Source organism: Nonomuraea diastatica (assembly GCF_004349015.1).
Lineage (GTDB): Bacteria > Actinomycetota > Actinomycetes > Streptosporangiales > Streptosporangiaceae > Nonomuraea > Nonomuraea diastatica.
The window spans coordinates 18575-36448 of record NZ_SMKP01000028.1 but is presented as its reverse complement, the minus strand read 5'-3'; the positions used below and the strand labels follow the sequence as shown (position 1 = coordinate 36448).

Genomic DNA, 17874 nt, shown 5'->3' with positions numbered 1-17874 from the left:
GCTCGGCACCCGTCTCCGGCGAGCACCTGTCAGGGCTCTCCGATCGGGCCTTCGCCGGGCGGGCCACCGTCGGCCAGGTGATCGCCGGAGGCCCCGCCGTCGGGCGGGCTGCCATGGGACGGGCCGCTGTCAGGCGGGCGGCGGTCGAGCGGGCTTTGGAGCTCGTCGACGTCCGCGAAGGGCCGGCCGGCGAGTTTCGCGTACCCCGGCCCCCGGTCGAAGAACCGGCCCGCCGGAGGCCGTAGCCGCGCCCTCAGCTCGGCGGTGCCCTGCTCGTCGATACGATCGCCGTCGAGCACCACCCCGTAGTCGCCCAGCGCGCCGGCGATCGACACCTTCCCGTCCCGCACGTCCGCGGCCACCGCCCGGGGGTCGCGATCGTAGGGTGAGCCCCATCCGCCGCCACCGGTGGTGCGGATCCTGATGAGCTCCCCTGCCTGCACCGGGTGGTCGTCGACCAGTCCCTCCATCTCCTTGCCCGCGATCTCCACGCGGAACGGCCGGCCGGCGAGACCGCCGTTGACGCCCCAGCAGGACAGGATCGAGCGGTCGGCGATGGACATGTACGAGGCGTCTTTGAGCATCCTGATGTGCTTGTCGTAGCCGAGCCCGCCCCTGAACATGCCCGGCCCGCCCGAGTCGCAGGCCAGCGCCAGGCGTTCCACCCGGAACGGCCAGCGGGCCTCGGCGAACTCCACCGGGATGTTGCGCGAGTCGGGCACCACGTGGATGGTGTCCTCGCCGTCGGCGTACCAGCGCCCGCCGGAGCCGCCGCCCAGCACCTCCCGCATCAGGTACGGCTCGCCGTCGGCGCCGGCGCCGTGGACGCCGGTGTAGCGGATGGTCTCCTGGTCGGCTGGCATGCGCCCGCCCGTCGCCTTGGCGAGCACGCCCGCCAGCACGCCGAGCAGGCGCAGGATGACGAACGTACGGGCATTGGTGGGCGCGGGGAAGACCGGGGTGAGCAGGCTCCCCTTCTCCGGGAAGATCATTTTGATGAGGGGGACGACGCCCTCGTTGACGTCGAGCTCGGCCATGCGCTCCGGCGTGTCGGCCAGGTTGCGCAACACCGGGGCCAGCCACTTCTTCAGGAACACGCCGTCGGCGTAGTCGCCCGCGTGGTTGATCGGCCCCTTGGCCTGCGGCGACGTGCCGGTGAAGTCGATCGTCAGCGGCGGCGCCGGGTCGCTGTCGCCCGCGTCGCGTTCGCCCCGTTCAATGGCGGAATGGTCGACGGTGAGGGTGATGCGCTGGGCGTGCAGGCGCGGCTCGTCCACGCCGTCGTGCTCGGCGTAGTCCTCCCACACGTACGTGCCCTCGGGGATCTTCGCGAGCAGTTCCCTGCGGAACGTCTCGGTGGTCTTGCCGATGATCGCGTCGAAGCTCCCCTCGACGGCCTGCCTGCCATACCGGTCGAACAGCTCCGCCAGCCGCCGCGCCCCCATCAGGCAGGCCGAGCACTCGGCGTCGAGGTCGCCTGCGAGCGAGTCGGGCATGCGGGAGTTGCGGGTCATGATGCGCAGCGCGGCCTCGTTGGGCACGCCCTCGTCCCACAGCTTGATCGGCGGCACCATCAGGCCTTCTTCGTAGGCCGACCGGGCGTGCGAGGGCATGGACCCGGGCACGGATCCGCCGATGTCGTCGTGGTGGCCGAACGCCTGCACGAACGCCACCACCTCCCCCTCGTGGAACACCGGCACGGTGACGCACAGGTCGGGCAAGTGGCCGATGCCGCCTTCCGAGAGGTAGACGTCGTTGTGGAAGTAGACGTCGCCGGGCTTCATCGTCTCGACGGGGAAGTCACGCACGACCGGCTGGACCAGCGCGCTGTAGGAGCGGCCGGTCAGCTTGCGCATGCGCACGTCGTGGATGCCGGCGCGGAAGTCGTGCGCGTCGCGGATCATCGGCGAGCGGGCCGTGCGCGCGATGGCCGTCTCGACCTCCTTCTCGACGGACGCGAGGGTACCCTCGACGATCTCCACCAGAATGGGATCGGTCGTGTTCATCGGTCGCTCACCGCTCCTCGTCCGCTGCTTGGGGCGTCGCGGATATCTCCACGTTGCCGAAGTCGTCCACCGTCGCCGTGAAACCCGGGTGGATGGGGACCGTGGAGCCGTACTCCTCGATCACCGCCGGGCCCGTGACCGTGGCGCCTGGGCCGAGCGCGGAGCGCTGGTGGATGGGGGTGTCGCGGGTCTCGTCGAAGTGCACGGGACGCACCGAGGTGGCGCCCTCACCCGGCTTGCCCAGGCGGGGGATGACCGGACGGCTGATGGGGCCGACGCCGGACACGCGAAGGTTGACCCATTCGACGCCGTGGCGGGGGTCGTCGCGGTAGGCGTAGCCGTACAGTTTCTCGTGCGCGACGTGGAAACGGTCGATGACCTCGGCCTGCCAGACCTCGTCGATCTCGCCCGCGGGAGCGGCCACCCGCACCTCGTACGCCTGCCCGTAATAGCGCAGGTCGGCGCTGCGCACGTAGACCGGGTCGTCGAAGCCCTCGCGGTCCAGCGCCTCGCCCGCCTGATGTTCCAGGTCGTGGAAGATTTCGACCGCCTTGCCCAGTTCGAGGTCGCGGGTGACGTACGTACGGACGTAATCGTTCTTGACGTCGACTGTGAGCAGCCCGAACGCCGACACGTTGCCGGGATCGCGCGGGATGACGACGGACGGCAGGCCGAGGATGTCGATCAGCCGGCAGGCCAGCAGCGGCCCCGACCCGCCGAACGTCACCAGCGGGAAGTCCCGCACGTCCAGCCCGCGCTTGACGGTGAGCTGCCGGATCGCGTTGCTCTGGTTGAACGCGCTGATCTCCAGGATGCCCGTCGCCGTGCGCTCGGGGGTCAGACCGAGCTTGCCGGCCAGCGCCTGGATGCCCGCGCGGGCGGCGTCGGCGTCCAGCGGGATCTCCCCGCCCAGCAGGTGCGGCGGGATGCGCCCGAGGAACACGTGCGCGTCGGTGACCGTCACCTCCGTGCCGCCCTTGCCGTAGCAGAGCGGGCCCGGGTCGGCACCGGCGGACCTCGGCCCGACCTTGAGCGTGCCCTCGGGCGAGATCCACGCGATCGAGCCGCCGCCCGCGCCGACGGTGACGATGTCGATCATCGGGATCTTGCACGGGTAGCGGCCGACGGACCCCTCCGTGGTGATGGACGGCTCACCGTCGATCACCATGGCCACGTCGGTGGAGGTGCCGCCGCCGTCCAGCGTGATCACCGACCGGTGACCCGCCGTGGACGCGATGAGCGCCGCGCCGAGCGCGCCCGCCGCGGGCCCCGACAACACCGTGGTGATCGGCTGGTTGACGACCTCGCGGGCCGACAGGATGCCGCCGTTCGACTTCATCACGGAGAACGGCTTGCCGAGCCGGTTGGACAGGCCGGCGATGTAGCCGCGCATCGCCGGTTTGACGGCGGCGTCCACGAGGGTGGTCACCGAGCGCTCGTACTCGCGGTATTCGCGCAGCACGTCGCTCGACAGGGAGATCACCGCCTCCGGGTGCTCGCGCCACAACACCTCGCGCATGCGCCGCTCGTGATCGGGGTTGGCGTACGAGTGCAGGAAGCACACCCCGATCGCGGTGATGCCCCTGGCCTTGAACCAGCGGGCCACCTCGACGGCCTGCTCCTCGGAGAACGGCCACACCTCCTCGCCCAGGTGGTCGAGCCGCCCGCCGACGGTCTTGACCAGGTGCACGGGCACGATCCTCGGCGGCTTGACCCAGAAGTAGGAGTTGCCGTAGCCGTCGGGCACGCTCTGCCTGGCGATCTCCAGGATGAACTCGAAGCCCTCGGTCGTGATGAACCCGAGGTCGGCGATGCGATCTTCGAGCAGCTGGTTCGTCGCCACCGTGGTGCCGTGCACGATCGAGCCGATGTCGAGCTCACCCAGCTTCTCGATGCCCGCGACGAACCCGTCCGCCGGGTTCGCTGGGGTCGAGGGGGTCTTGGTGGTGAGGATCTCACCGGTCTGCTCGTCCACCGCCACGACGTCGGTGAAGGTGCCTCCGGTGTCCACTCCGATACGGACGCTACGCATGGCTCCTCTAGCTTCGGCGACGGCCGAGAACTTCGTCGATGACCCGGGGCGCGTTGTCTGTGCCGACGTACGCGGCCAGCCTCACCACCATCTCCTGGGAGCGGGAGAGCTCTGCCTCCACCCTGGCCTTGCCTGACTGACCGGCCTGCACCCCAAAATACGCTCCGATGATGGTGCCGATCACACCGGCCACGCCCGCGAACAGCACGGCGAACTCCTGGGTGGCGAACACGGCGGCGCCGAAGGCGACCAGGACGGCGATGATCCCGGTGACGACGACGAGGAAGCCGTAGCGCCATCGGGTCGCCTCGGCCTGGGCGGCCGTGACGTCGTCCTGGGACATCATCGCGTCGAGCGCCGGAGGGTTGGACGGCCCGCTGGACGGCCCGCTGGACGGCCCGCTGGACGGCGGGGTAGAGGGCGGGTTGGACGGCGGATTGTCGGTGACCACACTTCCTCCTGTAACTCCAGGGGAGAAATGTCCCACGAGGTCATGGAACAAGCCAAGCCACTAAGCTGGCGGCCCGTGACTGAAGTGTCTGCCTTGTCTGCGGTGCCGTCTGGTGTCAGGGACGCCGTGCTGAAGTTCTACTTCGGCCCCATGGACTGCGGGAAGTCCACGCTGGCCCTCCAGATGAACTACAACCACGGCCGGCAAGGGCGGCGTGGCCTGGTGCTGACCAAGCATGACCGCTCCGGCGGCCCCAAGGTCACCAGCCGGATAGGGCTCGGTCTCGAGGCGATCGAGGTGGAGGACGGTCTCGATCTCGTCCGGCTGGTGACCGCGCACGACAGGATCGACTACCTGATCTGCGACGAGGCCTGCTTCTACACGGTCGAGCAGATCGAGCAGCTCGCCGACCTGGTGGACGAGCACGGTGTCGATGTGTACGCGTTCGGGCTGGCCTCCGACTTCCGTTCGGTGATGTTCCCGGCCGCCCAGCGACTGTTCGAGCTGGCCGACGAGGTGTGCCGGTTGCAGGTCGAGGTGCTGTGCTGGTGCGGCCGGCCCGGGCAGCTGAACGCCAGGGTCGTGGGCGGGGCGATGGCGCGTACGGGCGAGCAGGTCGTGATCGGCGACACCGACGCCTCACGTGTGCGTTACCAGGTGCTCTGCCGCAGGCACCATCGCTCGGGCCGGCTCGGCGAGGGCTCGATGGAGCCCGCTCACACGGCGCAGAAGCCGTCGTCGTCGCAGCCGTCGGCGGGTGCCGCGAGCTGAGTGATCGGCGCCTGCCCCGTACGCTCGGCCACCTCGTCGATCGCGGCCGCGAAGGTCTCCTCCGGCTGCGCGCCCGACACGGCGAACTTGCCTTCGAACAGGAACAGCGGCACCCCGGTGATCCCGAGCTCGCGTGCCCTGGCGAGCTGCTCGCGCACCTCCTCGGCGCCCTTCCCGTCGTCGTGCACCCCGGCCTCGGCCGCCAGCTCGCCCAGGGCGCCGGCGTCGCCGACGTTCCTGCCCTCGGTGAAGTACGCGCGGAACAGCCGGTCGGCCATCTCCGTGCCGAGCCCCTGCCGCGTGGCCACCTCGATCAGCCGGTGCGCCTCGAACGTGTTGGCGGCGACGGCCTTGTCGTAGTCGAGCCGCAGGCCGTCGCCGGCGGCGGTGGTGACGACGCGCTCGGTCATCTGGCGGGCGTTCGCCCCGAACTTCCGCTCAAGCGCGGGAAGGGCCGGCTCGCCCTGCGCGGGGGCGCCGGGGTCGAGCTGGAACGGGCGCGGCGTCACCTCGAGGGTGCCGCCCTTGGCCCGGAACCGCTCAGCCGCCCGAGCGAACCTGACATGCCCGATATAACACCAAGGGCAGACGACATCGGAGAAAAGTTCGACCTTCATGTAGCGATGCAACCTTCCGCCCTGCGCGCTGATTCCTGTCACGCCGCCCCGCCCGGGGCGCGTCAGCCGGCGGCGAGCTCTTCCAGCCGGTACGGCAGGTAGGCCGAGTCGTCCACCAGCGCCGACGCGCCACGCCACCACCCGAACCACTCGCCGCTGCGCCACATCCAGTCGACCCGCTCGATGGCGGCCACGACGTCCCCCACGGTCTCCCACCGCTCGCCCAGCTGCTCGCGGGTGGCGCCGTGGCGCATGGCCCAGCCCCGGAGGACACCCGAGGCCGCCGCGGGGACCTCGCGCGCGTACGGGTCGGGGTGTTCCCCAGGCAGCCGGTGCGGCCCGAGCCCGGCCGCCACGCCCCAGCTCCACTGCGCCTCGGCGGGCCGCGAGTAACGCAGCGAGTGGAAGTCCAGATTGGATCCGAGGTCGTCGTCGGCCCGGCGCGTTACGACGGCGTCGAGCCGCCCGCCGGCGTCGAAGTGGACCACGAGCCGCTGCCCTGGCTTGACCTCCGGCGGCAGGCGGAAGCGGTCTTCGGCCTGCCAGGAGTTGAGATCGACCTGGGCGACCGGCCGGCCCCACAGCTGGTCGGCGGCGTCGTCGGCGATCCAGGCCGCCAGCATCTCCAGCGCGGTCAGATCGGTCCACGGCTCGATCGCGACGGCCGTGCGCACCACCTCGTCGGGAGGAGGCAGCTTGCCGCCCCTGGTCCGCGTCCACCACTCCACACCCAGTTCGCGGGTGCCGACCAGCAGCGCGGCGATGGCGGCCAGCTCGGCCGAGCGTCTCGTGAGTGAGGCCCCGAGCGCCAGCTCCAGCGTGCGATCGGTCCGCTCGTCCCCGAGCACGGGGCGTACGCCGTCGATGAGGGCCGGGGCCGTCGGGCGCTCCTCGCCGAGCAGGTTGCGTACGACTCGTCTGGCCTCGGTCCTTGCGTCTTCAGCGTGTGCCTGCCGCATACCGCCACGCTACGCCTGGAGATCCTTTTCCGCGAGAGCTCGGCCACGCCGCCACGCCCCTCACCACCTGTTACCGCCCCGAGAGGCGGCCCAGACCCCGTGCCGTCCGGGGCCGGAGTCAGGAATCGCGGCGATAGCCGCGGCCGAGCAGCCAGCCCACCACGACGCCGCCGACCGCCACGCCCGCGCCCATGCCGAACGCCGCCAGCATCACCCATGGCCGCGTCTCCGCGCGCGCCTTGGCGGGCCGCTGGTAGACGGCTCCGGCCGGCCGGACACCACCCACCGTCGCGGTGCCCGCCGCAGCGGCTCCTGGCGTGGCGACGCCCCCACCCGGCCCGCCGGGGGCCGGGCCGGAGAGGGCCAGGTCGCCGGGGACTGGAGTCGCGGTGCCGGAAGTGCCGGAGGTGGCGGCGGCGGTTTCGGCGGGGGCGAGCAGGTGCTCCTCGACGGCCGAGAAGAACTCGCCCGCCGTCCGCCTGGCCACCGAGCCGAGCATGCGCTGCCCGACCCCGCCGATCATCCCGCCGATCACGGCGTCGGCGTCGTAGTCCACGCGGGTCCCGCCGTCGATCTCGGTCAGCCGTACCACGACGGTGGCGTCCACCGTCCCTGGCGCGCCCTGCCCGCGGGCCCTGAGCGTGAAGCTCTCGGGCACGAGCGGGTCCGTCAGCGCCACCTCCCCCTGATAGACCCCCTTGATGGACGCGACGCCCGCGTTGACCGTCATCCGGTACGTGTCGTGTCCCGATTCCTCCAGGCGTTCGCACCCCGGAATGGTGCGCACCAGCACCGCCGGATCCTGGAGCGCCGTCCACACCTGATCTCTCTGAACGCCGATCACGGCGCTGCCACCCACCTTCATGGAGCAACTTTAGGCGGCCGCGTCCCAGGCGGATAAGGGCAACACCTGACAGACGCCCGGCCGGCCTGGGCAGGGACTGTGACCAAGGTCGCACCCCATTGCTCTACAGCTTGTAGTACTACTTCAAGTAGATGTACTACAGCTTGTAGAGCTCATGGGAGTCGACGACGACGATGGACGCACTTGACCTCGCACGGTGGCAGTTCGGGGTGACCACCGTGTACCACTTCCTGTTCGTGCCGCTGACCATCGGTCTGGGCGTCTTCGTGGCGGGCCTGCAGACGGCCTGGCACCGCACGGGCAAAGAGCACTACCTGCGGCTCACGAAGTTCTTCGGCAAGCTCTTCCTCATCAACTTCGCCATGGGCGTGGTCACCGGCATCGTGCAGGAGTTCCAGTTCGGGATGAACTGGAGTGAATACTCCACGTTCGTCGGCGACGTCTTCGGGGCGCCCCTGGCGATGGAGGCGCTGCTGGCCTTCTTCATGGAGTCGACGTTCCTGGGGTTGTGGATCTTCGGCTGGGACCGGCTGCCGAAGAAGGTACACCTGGCGTGCATCTGGGCGGCCGCCATCGGGTCCAACGTGTCGGCCTACTTCATCCTGGCCGCCAACGCCTGGATGAAGCACCCCGTCGGCTACGAGGTCGTCGACGGCAAGGCCAGGATGACCGACCTGTGGGCGGTGCTGACCAACTCCACGGCGCTGGCCCAGGTACCCCACGTGATCGGGGCGGCGTTCGTCGTGGCGGGCGGCTTCGTCCTGGCAGTGAGCGGATACTGGCTGCTGAGGACGCGCGCCGGGATGTGGCGCGGCGCCGCCAGAGGCGCGCTCATCATGACGGCGATCGCGGGGGCCGTCGTCGCGGGCACGGGCGACACGTCCGCCAAGCTGATGTACGAGCAGCAGCCCATGAAGCTGGCCTCCGCCGAAGGGCTGGAGCGCGACACCGCGGGCGCGGCGTTCAGCGTCGCCCCGGGCATCGAGATCCCCGCCGTCCTGAGCTTCCTGGCCACCAACGACGCCGGCGCCACCGTCCAGGGCACCGAGGACCTGCAGCGGCGCTTCGAGCAGGAGTTCGGCCCCGGAGACTACCGGCCGAACCAGCCGGTCGTGTTCTGGTCGTTCCGGGTGATGATCGGGTTCGGGATGGCCACGGTGGGCCTGTCGGTGCTCGGCCTCTGGCTGACCCGCAGGAAGCGTGACATGCCGAGGTGGCTGGCTCGGGCGTTCCTGCTGGCCCTGCCGCTGCCGCTGGCCGCGGTGATCGCCGGGTGGCTGCTCAGCGAGATCGGCCGCCAGCCGTGGACGGTGGCGGGCGAGCTGCTGACGGCCGCGAGCGTGTCGCCCGGCGTGAGCCTGGCCGAGGTGGCCACCTCGCTGACCGTCTTCACGCTGCTGTACGGCGCGCTCGCCGTCGCCGAGGTCGTGCTCCTCGCCCGGCACGTCCGCGGTGGCGCCGAGGAGGAGCAGCCGCCCTCGGACGCGACCGAGCAGCTCGAACCGTCGCTGATGTACTGAGGGAGCGGACAGTGATCGATCTGTGGTTCGTCATCATCGCCTTCCTGTGGACCGGCTACTTCGTGCTGGAGGGCTTCGACTTCGGCGTCGGGATGCTGGCGCCGCTCGTGAGCGGGAACGCCGAGGAACGGCGCCAGAGCCTGCAGACCATCGGCCCGGTGTGGGACGGCAACGAGGTGTGGCTGATCACCGCGGTCGGCGCCATGTTTGCCGCGTTCCCCGCCTGGTACGCGGGCGTGTTCAGCAGCTACTACCTGCCGGTCGTGCTCGTCCTGGTCGGGCTGATCGTGCGCGGGGTCGGCCTGGAGTGGCGCGGCAAGGTCGCCTCCCCGCGCTGGTGCGACCTGGGTGTCGTGGCGGGCAGCGCGCTCCCGGCGTTCCTCTGGGGCGCGATCTTCGCCGGCCTGCTGTTCGGCCGTCCGCTCGCCGCCCTGCTCGGAGGCGCGTTCACACTGGCGGTGTGCGTCCTGCACGGCGCCGTCTTCCTGACCCTGAAGACCACCGGCCCGGTACGCCGCCGCGCCCGCGTCGCGGCGATGGCCGCGAGCGCCGTGGCCGTCCCCGTGGCCGTGTTCGCCCTGTCGGGCCTGGGCACGCTGCCCGCGCTGGTCGCCATGGCGGCGCTGGCCGCGGCCACGGCGCTGATCTGGCGCCGCAGGGAGGGCTGGGCGTTCGCAGCCACGGCGGGCGCCATCGTGCTGACCACGCTGGCCGTCTTCGTGGAGTTGCACGCGCGGCCGCTGCCCGGGCTGACGCTGGCCGAGGCCGCCTCCGGCCCCTACACGCTGACGATGCTGAGCTGGATCGGGCTGATCACACTGCCGTTCGTCCTGGTCTACCAGGGGTGGACGTACTGGGTGTTCAGGAAACGGGTCCGGGTGGGCGCGGTCTAGCCGTATCCCCGGCGGTGTTCTCGGATGGGGCGGTGTTCTTGGACGGGGCGCCGCCGAGGTAGAGGCGGCCGAGCCGCGGGTCGGCCGCCAGCTCGCGCGCCGGGCCGGAGATGTGCACCTGGCCGAGGTCGAGCACACACCCGACGTCGGCCATCTCCAGCGCCCTGCGCGCGTTCTGCTCCACCAGCAGCACCGCCACGCCGGCCCCGCGCATCAGGTCGATCTGGTCGAACACGACCTGCGTGTTGCGGGGGTCGAGCCCCATCGACGGCTCGTCGAGCAGCACCACCGCCGGCTCCAGCATGAGGGCGCGGGCGAACTCGACCTGCTTCTGCTGGCCGCCCGACAGCAGCCCGGCCACGCTCCCCCACCGCTCGGCCACGACGGGGAACAACTCCTTGACCGCCTCGATCCTGGCGTTCAGCACGGCCTGGTCGCGGACGGTGTAGCCGCCGAGCCGCACGTTCTCCGCCACCGTCATCTCCCGGAACACGCTGTGCCCCTGCAGCACGTGCGCCAGCCCGCGGCCGAGCAGCCGCTGCGGCGACAGGCCCGCCACGTCCTCCCCCGCCAGCAGCACCCGCCCCGACCTGGGCGCGAGCAGGCCGCTGGCGACCTTGAGCACGGTGGACTTGCCCGCGCCGTTGGGGCCGACGAGGCAGACGACCTCGCCGGCGCGCACGGTGACGGACAGGCCGCGCAACACCGGCGCCGCCCGGCCGTACCCGGCCACGACGTTCTCCAGGGCGAGCAGCGTGTTCATGGGGCACTCACGCTCCTGTCAGACACCGAGATACGCCTCCAGCACGCGGGGGTCGTCCCTGATCTCCGAGGGCGGGCCCGCGGCGATCGGCGCGCCGCGGTCGAAGACGATCACGTGGTCGCACATGCCCATCACCATGTCCATGTTGTGCTCGACGACGAGGAAGGTGCGGCCCTCGGCGTTCAGCTCGCGTACGAGGGTGACGATGCGGTCGATCAGCGCCGGGTTGACGCCGCCGGCGGGCTCGTCGAGCAGCACCAGGTCCGGCTCGGCCATGAGCACGGCGGCCAGTTCGAGCAGCTTCTGCTGGCCGTAGGACAGGTCGCGGGCCTCGGCGTGCTCCAGGTGCTCGATGCCCATGCGGTGCAGCCAGCGGCGGGCACGCTCGGCCTCGCCCTTGTCGTGCAGCCCGGCCAGCAGCTCGCGCAGGCGGGTGCGGCGGACGGCGACCAGCATGTTCTCCAGCACGGTCAGGCGCGGGAAGACCCGGCAGAGCTGGAAGGTGCGGCCGATGCCCGCGTGCGCGATCCGGTGCGGCGTGTGGCGGGTGATGTCGCGCTCGCGATAGAGCACCCGCCCCGAGTCGGGCCTGATCATGCCAGTGATCAGGTTGAAGAACGTGGTCTTGCCCGAGCCGTTGGGCCCGATGAGGCCGTTGACCTGCCCGTCGCGCAGCTCGACGGTGGCGCCGTGCACCGCGGGCACGCCGCCGAACGACTTCGTGAGGTCTTCCGTGCGCAGCGAGGTCATCGGGCCACCCCTTCCAGCCGCTGCCCGGCGCTCTCCTCCGGGATGGACGGCCCCGCGCGTTTCCTGGTGAGCCTGGACAGGATGCCCTCCGGCATGAACAACACGACCAGGATGAGCAGCACGCCCGTCGCGGCCAGGTGGACCTGCGTCTCGCCCAGCGCGATCAGGAAATACTCGCCGGCGGGCGCCACGATGAGCGCGCCGAGCAGCGGGCCGTACACGTGCCGGACCCCGCCGAGCAGGCTCATCAGCACCATGTACGAGCCGATCAGGATGGAGAACATGAAGATCGGGTCGAGGCTGCCGAACCACAGCGCGTACAGGCCGCCGGCCAGCGCCACGAACAGGGCCGACAGGGCGAAGGCGACCACCTTGTACGCCGCGGTCGGCACGCCGAGCGACTCGGCCTTGTCCTCGTCCTCCCTGATCGCCCGCAGGCCCGCGCCGAAGCGGGAGCGGGAGACGTACCACCAGGACAGCAGCGCGAGCCCGAGCAGCACGAGGAACAGGTAGAAGAAGACCATGTGCGTCTGCCCCCGGTGCAGGCCGGGGAACGGCGAGGGCACCTGGAGGCCGGTTGAGCCGCCGGTCAGCGAACGCCAGCCCTGCACGACGAGGTTCATCATCGACACGAGCGCGATCGACACGATCACGAACGACGCGCCCCGCACCCGTACGGCCGCGACGCCGACGCCCACGGCGAACACGGTGACCAGCAGCGCCGCGACCGGCAGGGCCACCGCCCACGGCACCTCCAGCCGGGTCACGAGCAGCCCGGTGCCGTACGCGCCGAGCCCGAAGAACGCCGAGTGGCCGAGCGAGACGTAGCCGGTGAAACCGCCCAGGAGGTTCCAGGAGGTGGCCATGGCGGCGTACATGACGGTCAGCGCGCCCGCGTACACGAGGTAGTAGTTGGGCACCAGCCAGGGGTAGGCGATCGCCAGGGCGGCGACCAGCAGCGGGAGCCCTCTAGAAGCGGTGCGCAAGGCGGCCTCCGAAGAACCCCTGCGGGCGGGCGAGCAGGGTCAGGAAGAGGAAGACGTAGAACATCATCGTCGCCCAGGTGGCGTCCACGGTGACGAGCACGACGCCTTCGACGACGCCGAGCAGGACGGCAGCCAGCGCCGAGCCGGCCACGCTGCCGAGCCCGCCGACCACGATGATCGCCATCAGCTTGCCGATCCACACCCAGTGGGAGGCGGGGAAGAACGGCGTGATCAGGGCCAGCACGGTGCCGCCGACGGCGGCCGTGGCCAGGCCGACGCCGAAGCCGTAGCCGGCGACCCGCTCGGTCGGGACACCGACCAGCCTGGCCGCCTCGCGGTGCTGGATGGTGGCGCGCAGCGCCTGCCCGAACCTGCTCCTGACCAGCACGGCGAAGAGCACGCCGAGGGTGAGCGCGGCGACCGCGAAGGCGATGATCTTGTCGTACGGGAGGTGCACGCCGCCGACGGTCAGTGACCTGGTCGCGTACTCCATGCTGACCGACTTGTAGGAGCCCGTGTAGAACGTCCCGAGCAGCCCTTCGATCGTCAGCGCGAGCCCGAAGGTCAGCAACACCGACATCATGGCCACGTTCTCCGGCGCCAGCCGGGCGATGAGCAGCCGCTGCACCGCCACGCCCAGCAGGAAGAAGACCGGCACGGTCACCGGCAACGCCAGGAACGGGTCCACCCCGAACGCCGTGTGCACCGTGTACGTCAGGTAGGCGGCCAGGAACAGGAACGCGGGATGGGCCACCATGACCACCCGCATCACGCCGAAGTACAGCGACAGGCCAGAGGCGAGCAGCGCGTAGAGCCCGCCCGTCAGCACGCCCAGGGCCAGCCCCTGCAGGAGCAGGCTCACCATTCCTGCTTCGGGTAGACGAGGCCGGCGGTCTTGGCCCGCTCGGGCAGCACGATCTCGATCTCGCCGTCCACGTACTGCTGGATCATGTGCGCCTGCTCGGGCCGGCCCTTGTCGTCGAAGGACAGCGGGCCCACGACCGTGTCGAACGTGCCCTGCCTGATGTGCTCGGTCAGCTTGTCCTGGCACTCCTTACTCGGGTCGGCGCACTTGGCCGCGGTCACGGCGGCCTCGATGATCTGGCCGACCGTGTAGCCGTTGGCCGCGTCCTCGTTGGCCGCGCCGCCGAACATCTCTTTGTACCGCCTGACCATCTCCTCGTTGCCGGTGAACGTCGAGGCCGCCGACCACCCGACGGGCGAGACGATGTGCTCGGCCGCCCCCTTCACCGCGTCGGGGAACTCGGCCAGCGTCGGCCCCGTCGAGAACGCCGCCAGCTTGGGCTGCACCTTCAGCTCCTGCAGCGCGCGCACCAGGCCCACGGAGTCCTCGAACTGCGTGCCGCCGACGACGAGATCCGGCTTGGCCGCGGCGATCTTGGCGGCGATGGGCGAGAAGTCGGTGGTCTCCGGCGGGTAGACCTCGTCCACGACCGTCTTGATCCCGGCCGCGGCCAGCCTGTCGCGCAGCCCGTACGCGGTGCCCTGGGCGAACGGGTCGTCCAGGCTGGCGTAGGCCGCCGTCTTGGGCCGCTGGTCCTCCGGCAGCTTGACGAGGTAGTCGGCCAGATAGTCGTAGTGGTCGTCGGCGATCGCGGGGGCCGCGTAGAAGAGCCGCTTGAAGCCCTGCTCGAAGACCTCCTTCGCGGCCCCGGCCGGCTCCACGAACACCATGCCGTACGACTCGGCGACCTTCGCCGCGGGGATCACCAGCCGCGAGGAGAACGGCCCGAACACCAGGTCGACCTTGTCCTGCGTGATGAGTGACTCGTAGTCGGAGCTGACCCGGTTGGGGTCGGAGGCGTCGTCGCGGAAGACCAGCTCGACCTTCCTGCCCAGCAGGCCGCCCTTGGCGTTCACCCGGTCCGCCCAGACCTGGTAGCCCTCCTGGATGCCCTTGCCCGGCTCGGAGAAGTCGCCGGTGAGCGGGAGCGAGATGCCGATCTTGACCGGTCCCTGCCGCTGACCGGGTGTGGGGGCGGCGCCGGGTTCGTCGGTCTTCGCACAGGCGGTCAGCGCCAGACCGCACATCGAAATGATCACTAGGCCGCTGGAAAGTCGTGCCATCGAGGAGACTCCCGTCAGGAGAGGCGCCGCCGCGAAAGCGCTTTCGTAAGCGCTTTCGGTTACGATTGCACGGGATCCAGCCCCGGGACAAGGGGGATCGTCCGCATGGCAGAGCGACCTTCCGTGCCGTCCCCGCCCCGCCTCGTCGACGTGGCCAGGGCCGCGGGGGTGTCGCTGGCGACGGCCTCCCGCGCCATGACGGGCAGCTCGGGGGTGAGCGCCGAGGTCGCGGCCCACGTCCAGGCGGTGGCGTCGCGCATCGGCTACGTGCCCAACAGCCACGCGCGGGCGCTGGCTGGCGGGCAGGTGTCCATGGTGGGGCTGATCGTGCACGACGTCGGCGATCCCTATTTCGGGGAGATCGCCAGGGGCGTGCTGCACGAGACGGAGAGCCGCGGCTACCTGGCGCTGATCAGCCAGACCCAGCGCGACCCGCGGGCGGAGCTGGCCAGGATCCGCGCGCTGCGGGCGCACCGGGTGACCATGCTCGTGATGGCCGGCTCCGGTTACGTCCGGGCGGGCAGAGAAGCAGGCACAGAGGTGGGCGCAGGCGCGGGCATCACGGCGGGCGCGGGGACGGGCACAGGGACGGGCACGGGGGCGGACACTGACGCCGGCGCCGACATGGCCGCGGAGGTGCGCTCGTTCACCGCCGCGGGCGGCCGCCTCGCCGTGATCGGCCGCCACCACCTGCCCGTGGACGCGGTGCTGCCCGACAACGCCGCCGGCGGCGCCACGCTCATGCGGCACCTGCTCGGCCTGGGCCACCGCCGCCTGGGCGTGCTGGGCGGGCCGCCGAACCTCACCACGGTCGAGGACCGCCTGGACGGCCTGCGCACGGCGTTCGGCGCGGCCGGGCTCGACTGGCGCTCGGTCCCCGTCGTGCACGGCGACTTCACCCGGGAGGGAGGCGCGGCGGCGACCGCCCGGCTGATGCGCGCGCACCCTGACCTGACGGCGGTGGTCGCGCTCAACGACCCGATGGCGGTGGGCGCGCTGTCCTGGTTGCTCAACAGCGGGCGGCGGGTGCCCGGGGAGATCTCGGTGGCCGGGTTCGACGACGCGCCGGTGGCGCGCGACGTCTATCCGGCGCTCACCACGATCAGGCTGCCCATGGCCGACATGGGCAAACAGGCGCTCGACCTCGTCCTCAGGCCGCCGGCGAGCCGGCCGCGCCGCCGCCGCACCACGCATGAGCTGGTGGTGAGGGCCTCCACGGCCCCGCCGCACACGTGAGCGGAGCTAGCCCACGACCCGCATCTCGCCGCTCCCCGGGTCCGTCATGTGCAGCTCCCCGCCGAGCCGCTCGCTGAGCAGGTCGAGCACCTTACGGCTGGACAGGACGGTCCACAGGTCGCCCGCGAGGTGCGGGATGCCGGCGGGGGCGGCGCCCATCCAGGCGTCCTTGCCCGCCCGCGTGGCGAACGTCGTCACGACGAAGTCGCCGTCAGGGGTCGTGCAGTGTCCTGAGCGGACGCCGGCGCCGTCGGCCTGCAGGCGGGGGTCGCACCCGACCCTGGCGGACAGCTGCTCGACGGTCAGGGCAGCGGCGCCGGCCGGCCCTCCCGCCGCGAGGTAGCCGCCGCTCCCGTCGCCGGCGGAGCAGGCGGCGGCCAGCCCGGCCAGCAGCGCGAGCGCGGCGAGGCGTCGAGGTGCCGTGATGTGCGGAGGTACGCGTCCCCCGGGGGTCAGCATGGTCAGGAGGCCGGCGTGGGCGTCTGCGAGACCCGATGGTCGGTCAGGTGCAGGTCGCCGTCGAGCCGCTCCTGGATCGCCTCCAGCACGTCGAGCGGGCCCAGGACGGTCCAGCGCGGGCCGACGAGGTGGGGGTTGTACTCGGGTGCCCGGTCCATCCATTCGTCCTTGAGCGCCTCGGTCTTGAACGTGTTGACGAAGAACCTGCCATCCGTGGTCTTGCAGAACCCGGTGCGCAGGTCGTCGGCCTCGACCTGCATCTTGGGCTTGCAGCCGACCTTCGCGGAGAGCTGCTCGACGGTCAGCGGGGCCGCGGGCCTCTGGCTCTCGCCTGCTGCGACGTAGTCGCTCCAGCCCCCTGAGGAGCATCCGGCGACCAGCCCGGCCAGCAGCGCGAAAGCGGCCAAGCGTGGAAAAGTCGTCATGTGCGGAGGTACGCAGGACCCGGCATCCAGGTTCAGCGCAGGATCACGCACCCACGCGCGGCGAGCCAGCTCAGCACCTCCGGCTCGCCGTCGAGCTTGTTCCATCGCAGGTCGAGCTTGCCCAGCGGGGGCAGCCGGTCCGGCAGCTCGCGCAGCCGGTTGTTGCGCAGGTCGAGATGCCTGAGCCCAGGCGGCAAGGCGTCGGGCAATCCGCCGAGCAGGTTGTCGCGCAGGTCGAGCACCCGCAGCCCCTCCAGCTCGGCGATGGCCGCGGGCAACCGGGTCAGCCGGTTGCCCTGGAGGTGCAGCTCGCGCAGCCGGGTCAGCCCGCCGATCGTCTCGGGCAGCGACTCCAGGCGGTTGTCGTAGAGCCGCAGCTCCACCAGCGCGGCCATCCGTCCCAGCGCCTCCGGCAGGCGGGTGAGCCGGTTGGCGGTCAGGTTGAGGTAGGCGAGGCGGTCGAGCCGCCCGATCGCCACGGGCACCTCGGTGAACAGGTTGTCGCTCAGGTAGAGGTAGTCGGTGAGCGCCAGGTCGCCGAACTCGGGCGGGATGGAGGTGAGCCGGTTGTGCCCGAGGTCGAGCATGCGCAGCCGGGCCAGCCCGCCGACGGCCGCGGGCACCTCGGTCAGCGCGTTCTCGGCCAGGTTGAGCGACTCCAGCCGGGTCAGCTTCCACAACGAGCCGGGCACCTCGATCAGCGCGTTCCGGCCCGCCGCCAGGTGCCGCAGCCGCCCGCCGAGCCGCTCGGGCAGCGCGCGGACGCGGTTGCCGTACAGGGAGAGCGACTCCAGGCGTGGCGGGCAGGCCGGGACGGCCGTCAGCGCGTTGCCGTCCAGGTGCAGCGCGCGCAGCGCGGCCAGCCCCGACAGGTCGGGCAGAGCGCGCAGGCGGTTGCCGTCGAGCCTGAGCTCCTCCAGCGAGCCGAGCCCGGCCACCCATCCGGGCACCTCGGTGATCGCGTTCCAGGCCAGGTCGATCAGGCGGACGCCGTCGGGAACGCCGGGGAAGGAGGTCAGGCCCGCTCCGGGGGCACGCAGATCCGGCACGAAC

Annotated in this window: 18 protein-coding genes; 4 read left to right on the top strand and 14 right to left on the bottom strand. The window is 71.3% G+C overall.

Annotation, left to right across the window (positions count from 1 at the left end; all coding sequences use genetic code 11):
* Positions 1-29 precede the first annotated feature (29 nt).
* From E1294_RS12705 to E1294_RS12695, 3 genes are read right to left on the bottom strand one after another with little or no spacing between them, the layout of a single operon-like run.
* On the bottom strand, positions 30-2006 hold the full coding sequence (locus tag E1294_RS12705; protein ID WP_246082975.1) for a hydantoinase B/oxoprolinase family protein: 1977 nt from the start codon (positions 2004-2006) through the stop codon (positions 30-32).
* A gap of 7 nt (positions 2007-2013) precedes the next feature.
* On the bottom strand, positions 2014-4038 hold the full coding sequence (locus tag E1294_RS12700) for a hydantoinase/oxoprolinase family protein (protein ID WP_132508081.1): 2025 nt from the start codon (positions 4036-4038) through the stop codon (positions 2014-2016).
* A 7-nt stretch (positions 4039-4045) separates the two neighbouring features.
* Positions 4046-4489 (bottom strand): hypothetical protein, encoded by a 444-nt coding sequence (locus E1294_RS12695; protein ID WP_246082974.1) that lies wholly within the window; start codon positions 4487-4489, stop codon positions 4046-4048.
* Positions 4490-4591: 102 nt separating this feature from the next.
* Between E1294_RS12695 and E1294_RS12690 the strand changes: the two genes are divergently transcribed.
* Positions 4592-5260 carry a thymidine kinase gene (locus tag E1294_RS12690; RefSeq protein ID WP_246082973.1) on the top strand — a complete coding sequence of 223 codons (669 nt, stop codon included), beginning with the start codon at positions 4592-4594 and terminating at the stop codon, positions 5258-5260.
* Here E1294_RS12690 and E1294_RS12685 read toward each other — a convergent pair.
* The 3 genes from E1294_RS12685 to E1294_RS12675 form a co-directional block, all read right to left on the bottom strand.
* On the bottom strand, positions 5206-5877 hold the full coding sequence (locus E1294_RS12685) for a DsbA family oxidoreductase (protein WP_132508079.1): 672 nt from the start codon (positions 5875-5877) through the stop codon (positions 5206-5208). The genes E1294_RS12690 and E1294_RS12685 overlap by 55 nt on opposite strands.
* A gap of 62 nt (positions 5878-5939) precedes the next feature.
* Entirely contained in the window at positions 5940-6836 is an 897-nt protein-coding gene (locus E1294_RS12680; RefSeq protein WP_132508077.1) for a hypothetical protein, read from the bottom strand.
* A gap of 118 nt (positions 6837-6954) precedes the next feature.
* Positions 6955-7701 (bottom strand): SRPBCC family protein, encoded by a 747-nt coding sequence (locus E1294_RS12675; RefSeq protein ID WP_132508075.1) that lies wholly within the window; start codon positions 7699-7701, stop codon positions 6955-6957.
* Between the two features lie 173 nt (positions 7702-7874).
* On the opposite strand from E1294_RS12675, the gene E1294_RS12670 reads away from it, so the two are divergent.
* Positions 7875-9221, top strand: a complete 1347-nt coding sequence (locus E1294_RS12670) for a cytochrome ubiquinol oxidase subunit I (protein ID WP_132508073.1) — start codon at positions 7875-7877, stop codon at positions 9219-9221.
* An 11-nt stretch (positions 9222-9232) separates the two neighbouring features.
* Positions 9233-10114, top strand: coding sequence for a cytochrome d ubiquinol oxidase subunit II (cydB, locus tag E1294_RS12665; RefSeq protein WP_132508071.1), 882 nt, complete (start codon positions 9233-9235; stop codon positions 10112-10114).
* Here cydB and E1294_RS12660 read toward each other — a convergent pair.
* The 5 genes from E1294_RS12660 to E1294_RS12640 are packed head-to-tail and all read right to left on the bottom strand — an operon-like array spanning position 10083 to position 14701.
* A complete protein-coding gene (locus E1294_RS12660; protein WP_132508069.1) occupies positions 10083-10877 on the bottom strand; it encodes an ABC transporter ATP-binding protein in 795 nt (264 codons plus the stop codon). The genes cydB and E1294_RS12660 overlap by 32 nt on opposite strands.
* A gap of 18 nt (positions 10878-10895) precedes the next feature.
* Entirely contained in the window at positions 10896-11627 is a 732-nt protein-coding gene (locus E1294_RS12655; RefSeq protein ID WP_132508067.1) for an ABC transporter ATP-binding protein, read from the bottom strand.
* Positions 11624-12613 (bottom strand): branched-chain amino acid ABC transporter permease, encoded by a 990-nt coding sequence (locus E1294_RS12650; RefSeq protein ID WP_220447698.1) that lies wholly within the window; start codon positions 12611-12613, stop codon positions 11624-11626. Before E1294_RS12650 ends, E1294_RS12655 begins: the two co-directional genes overlap by 4 nt.
* A complete protein-coding gene (locus tag E1294_RS12645; RefSeq protein WP_220447697.1) occupies positions 12597-13475 on the bottom strand; it encodes a branched-chain amino acid ABC transporter permease in 879 nt (292 codons plus the stop codon). The genes E1294_RS12650 and E1294_RS12645 overlap by 17 nt, the downstream gene beginning before the upstream one ends.
* The gene (locus E1294_RS12640; protein ID WP_132508063.1) at positions 13472-14701 is read right to left on the bottom strand and encodes an amino acid ABC transporter substrate-binding protein; all 1230 of its coding nucleotides are present in this window, start codon (positions 14699-14701) and stop codon (positions 13472-13474) included. Before E1294_RS12640 ends, E1294_RS12645 begins: the two co-directional genes overlap by 4 nt.
* A gap of 105 nt (positions 14702-14806) precedes the next feature.
* On the opposite strand from E1294_RS12640, the gene E1294_RS12635 reads away from it, so the two are divergent.
* A complete protein-coding gene (locus E1294_RS12635) occupies positions 14807-15937 on the top strand; it encodes a LacI family DNA-binding transcriptional regulator (RefSeq protein WP_132508061.1) in 1131 nt (376 codons plus the stop codon).
* Between the two features lie 6 nt (positions 15938-15943).
* Here E1294_RS12635 and E1294_RS12630 read toward each other — a convergent pair whose 3' ends face one another.
* The 3 genes from E1294_RS12630 to E1294_RS12620 are packed head-to-tail and all read right to left on the bottom strand — an operon-like array spanning position 15944 to position 17870.
* Positions 15944-16396, bottom strand: coding sequence for a hypothetical protein (locus E1294_RS12630; RefSeq protein ID WP_246082972.1), 453 nt, complete (start codon positions 16394-16396; stop codon positions 15944-15946).
* A 2-nt stretch (positions 16397-16398) separates the two neighbouring features.
* Positions 16399-16803: a hypothetical protein gene (locus E1294_RS12625; RefSeq protein WP_246082971.1), complete on the bottom strand. Its 405-nt coding sequence runs from the start codon at positions 16801-16803 to the stop codon at positions 16399-16401.
* Between the two features lie 50 nt (positions 16804-16853).
* A complete protein-coding gene (locus E1294_RS12620) occupies positions 16854-17870 on the bottom strand; it encodes a leucine-rich repeat domain-containing protein (RefSeq protein WP_246082970.1) in 1017 nt (338 codons plus the stop codon).
* Between the last annotated feature and the right edge of the window lie 4 nt (positions 17871-17874).

Excerpts from the sequence above, each read along its gene's own strand:
- E1294_RS12705 (WP_246082975.1), bottom strand. The coding sequence starts at position 2,006 with ATGAACACGACCGATCCCATTCTGGTGGAGATCGTCGAGGGTACCCTC.
- E1294_RS12680 (WP_132508077.1), bottom strand. The coding sequence starts at position 6,836 with ATGCGGCAGGCACACGCTGAAGACGCAAGGACCGAGGCCAGACGAGTC.
- E1294_RS12660 (WP_132508069.1), bottom strand. The coding sequence starts at position 10,877 with ATGAACACGCTGCTCGCCCTGGAGAACGTCGTGGCCGGGTACGGCCGG.
- E1294_RS12630 (WP_246082972.1), bottom strand. The coding sequence starts at position 16,396 with ATGCTGACCCCCGGGGGACGCGTACCTCCGCACATCACGGCACCTCGA.
- E1294_RS12635 (WP_132508061.1), top strand. The coding sequence starts at position 14,807 with ATGGCAGAGCGACCTTCCGTGCCGTCCCCGCCCCGCCTCGTCGACGTG.
- E1294_RS12700 (WP_132508081.1), bottom strand. The coding sequence starts at position 4,038 with ATGCGTAGCGTCCGTATCGGAGTGGACACCGGAGGCACCTTCACCGAC.
- E1294_RS12675 (WP_132508075.1), bottom strand. The coding sequence starts at position 7,701 with ATGAAGGTGGGTGGCAGCGCCGTGATCGGCGTTCAGAGAGATCAGGTG.
- E1294_RS12655 (WP_132508067.1), bottom strand. The coding sequence starts at position 11,627 with ATGACCTCGCTGCGCACGGAAGACCTCACGAAGTCGTTCGGCGGCGTG.
- E1294_RS12685 (WP_132508079.1), bottom strand. The coding sequence starts at position 5,877 with ATGAAGGTCGAACTTTTCTCCGATGTCGTCTGCCCTTGGTGTTATATC.
- E1294_RS12670 (WP_132508073.1), top strand. The coding sequence starts at position 7,875 with ATGGACGCACTTGACCTCGCACGGTGGCAGTTCGGGGTGACCACCGTG.
- E1294_RS12640 (WP_132508063.1), bottom strand. The coding sequence starts at position 14,701 with ATGGCACGACTTTCCAGCGGCCTAGTGATCATTTCGATGTGCGGTCTG.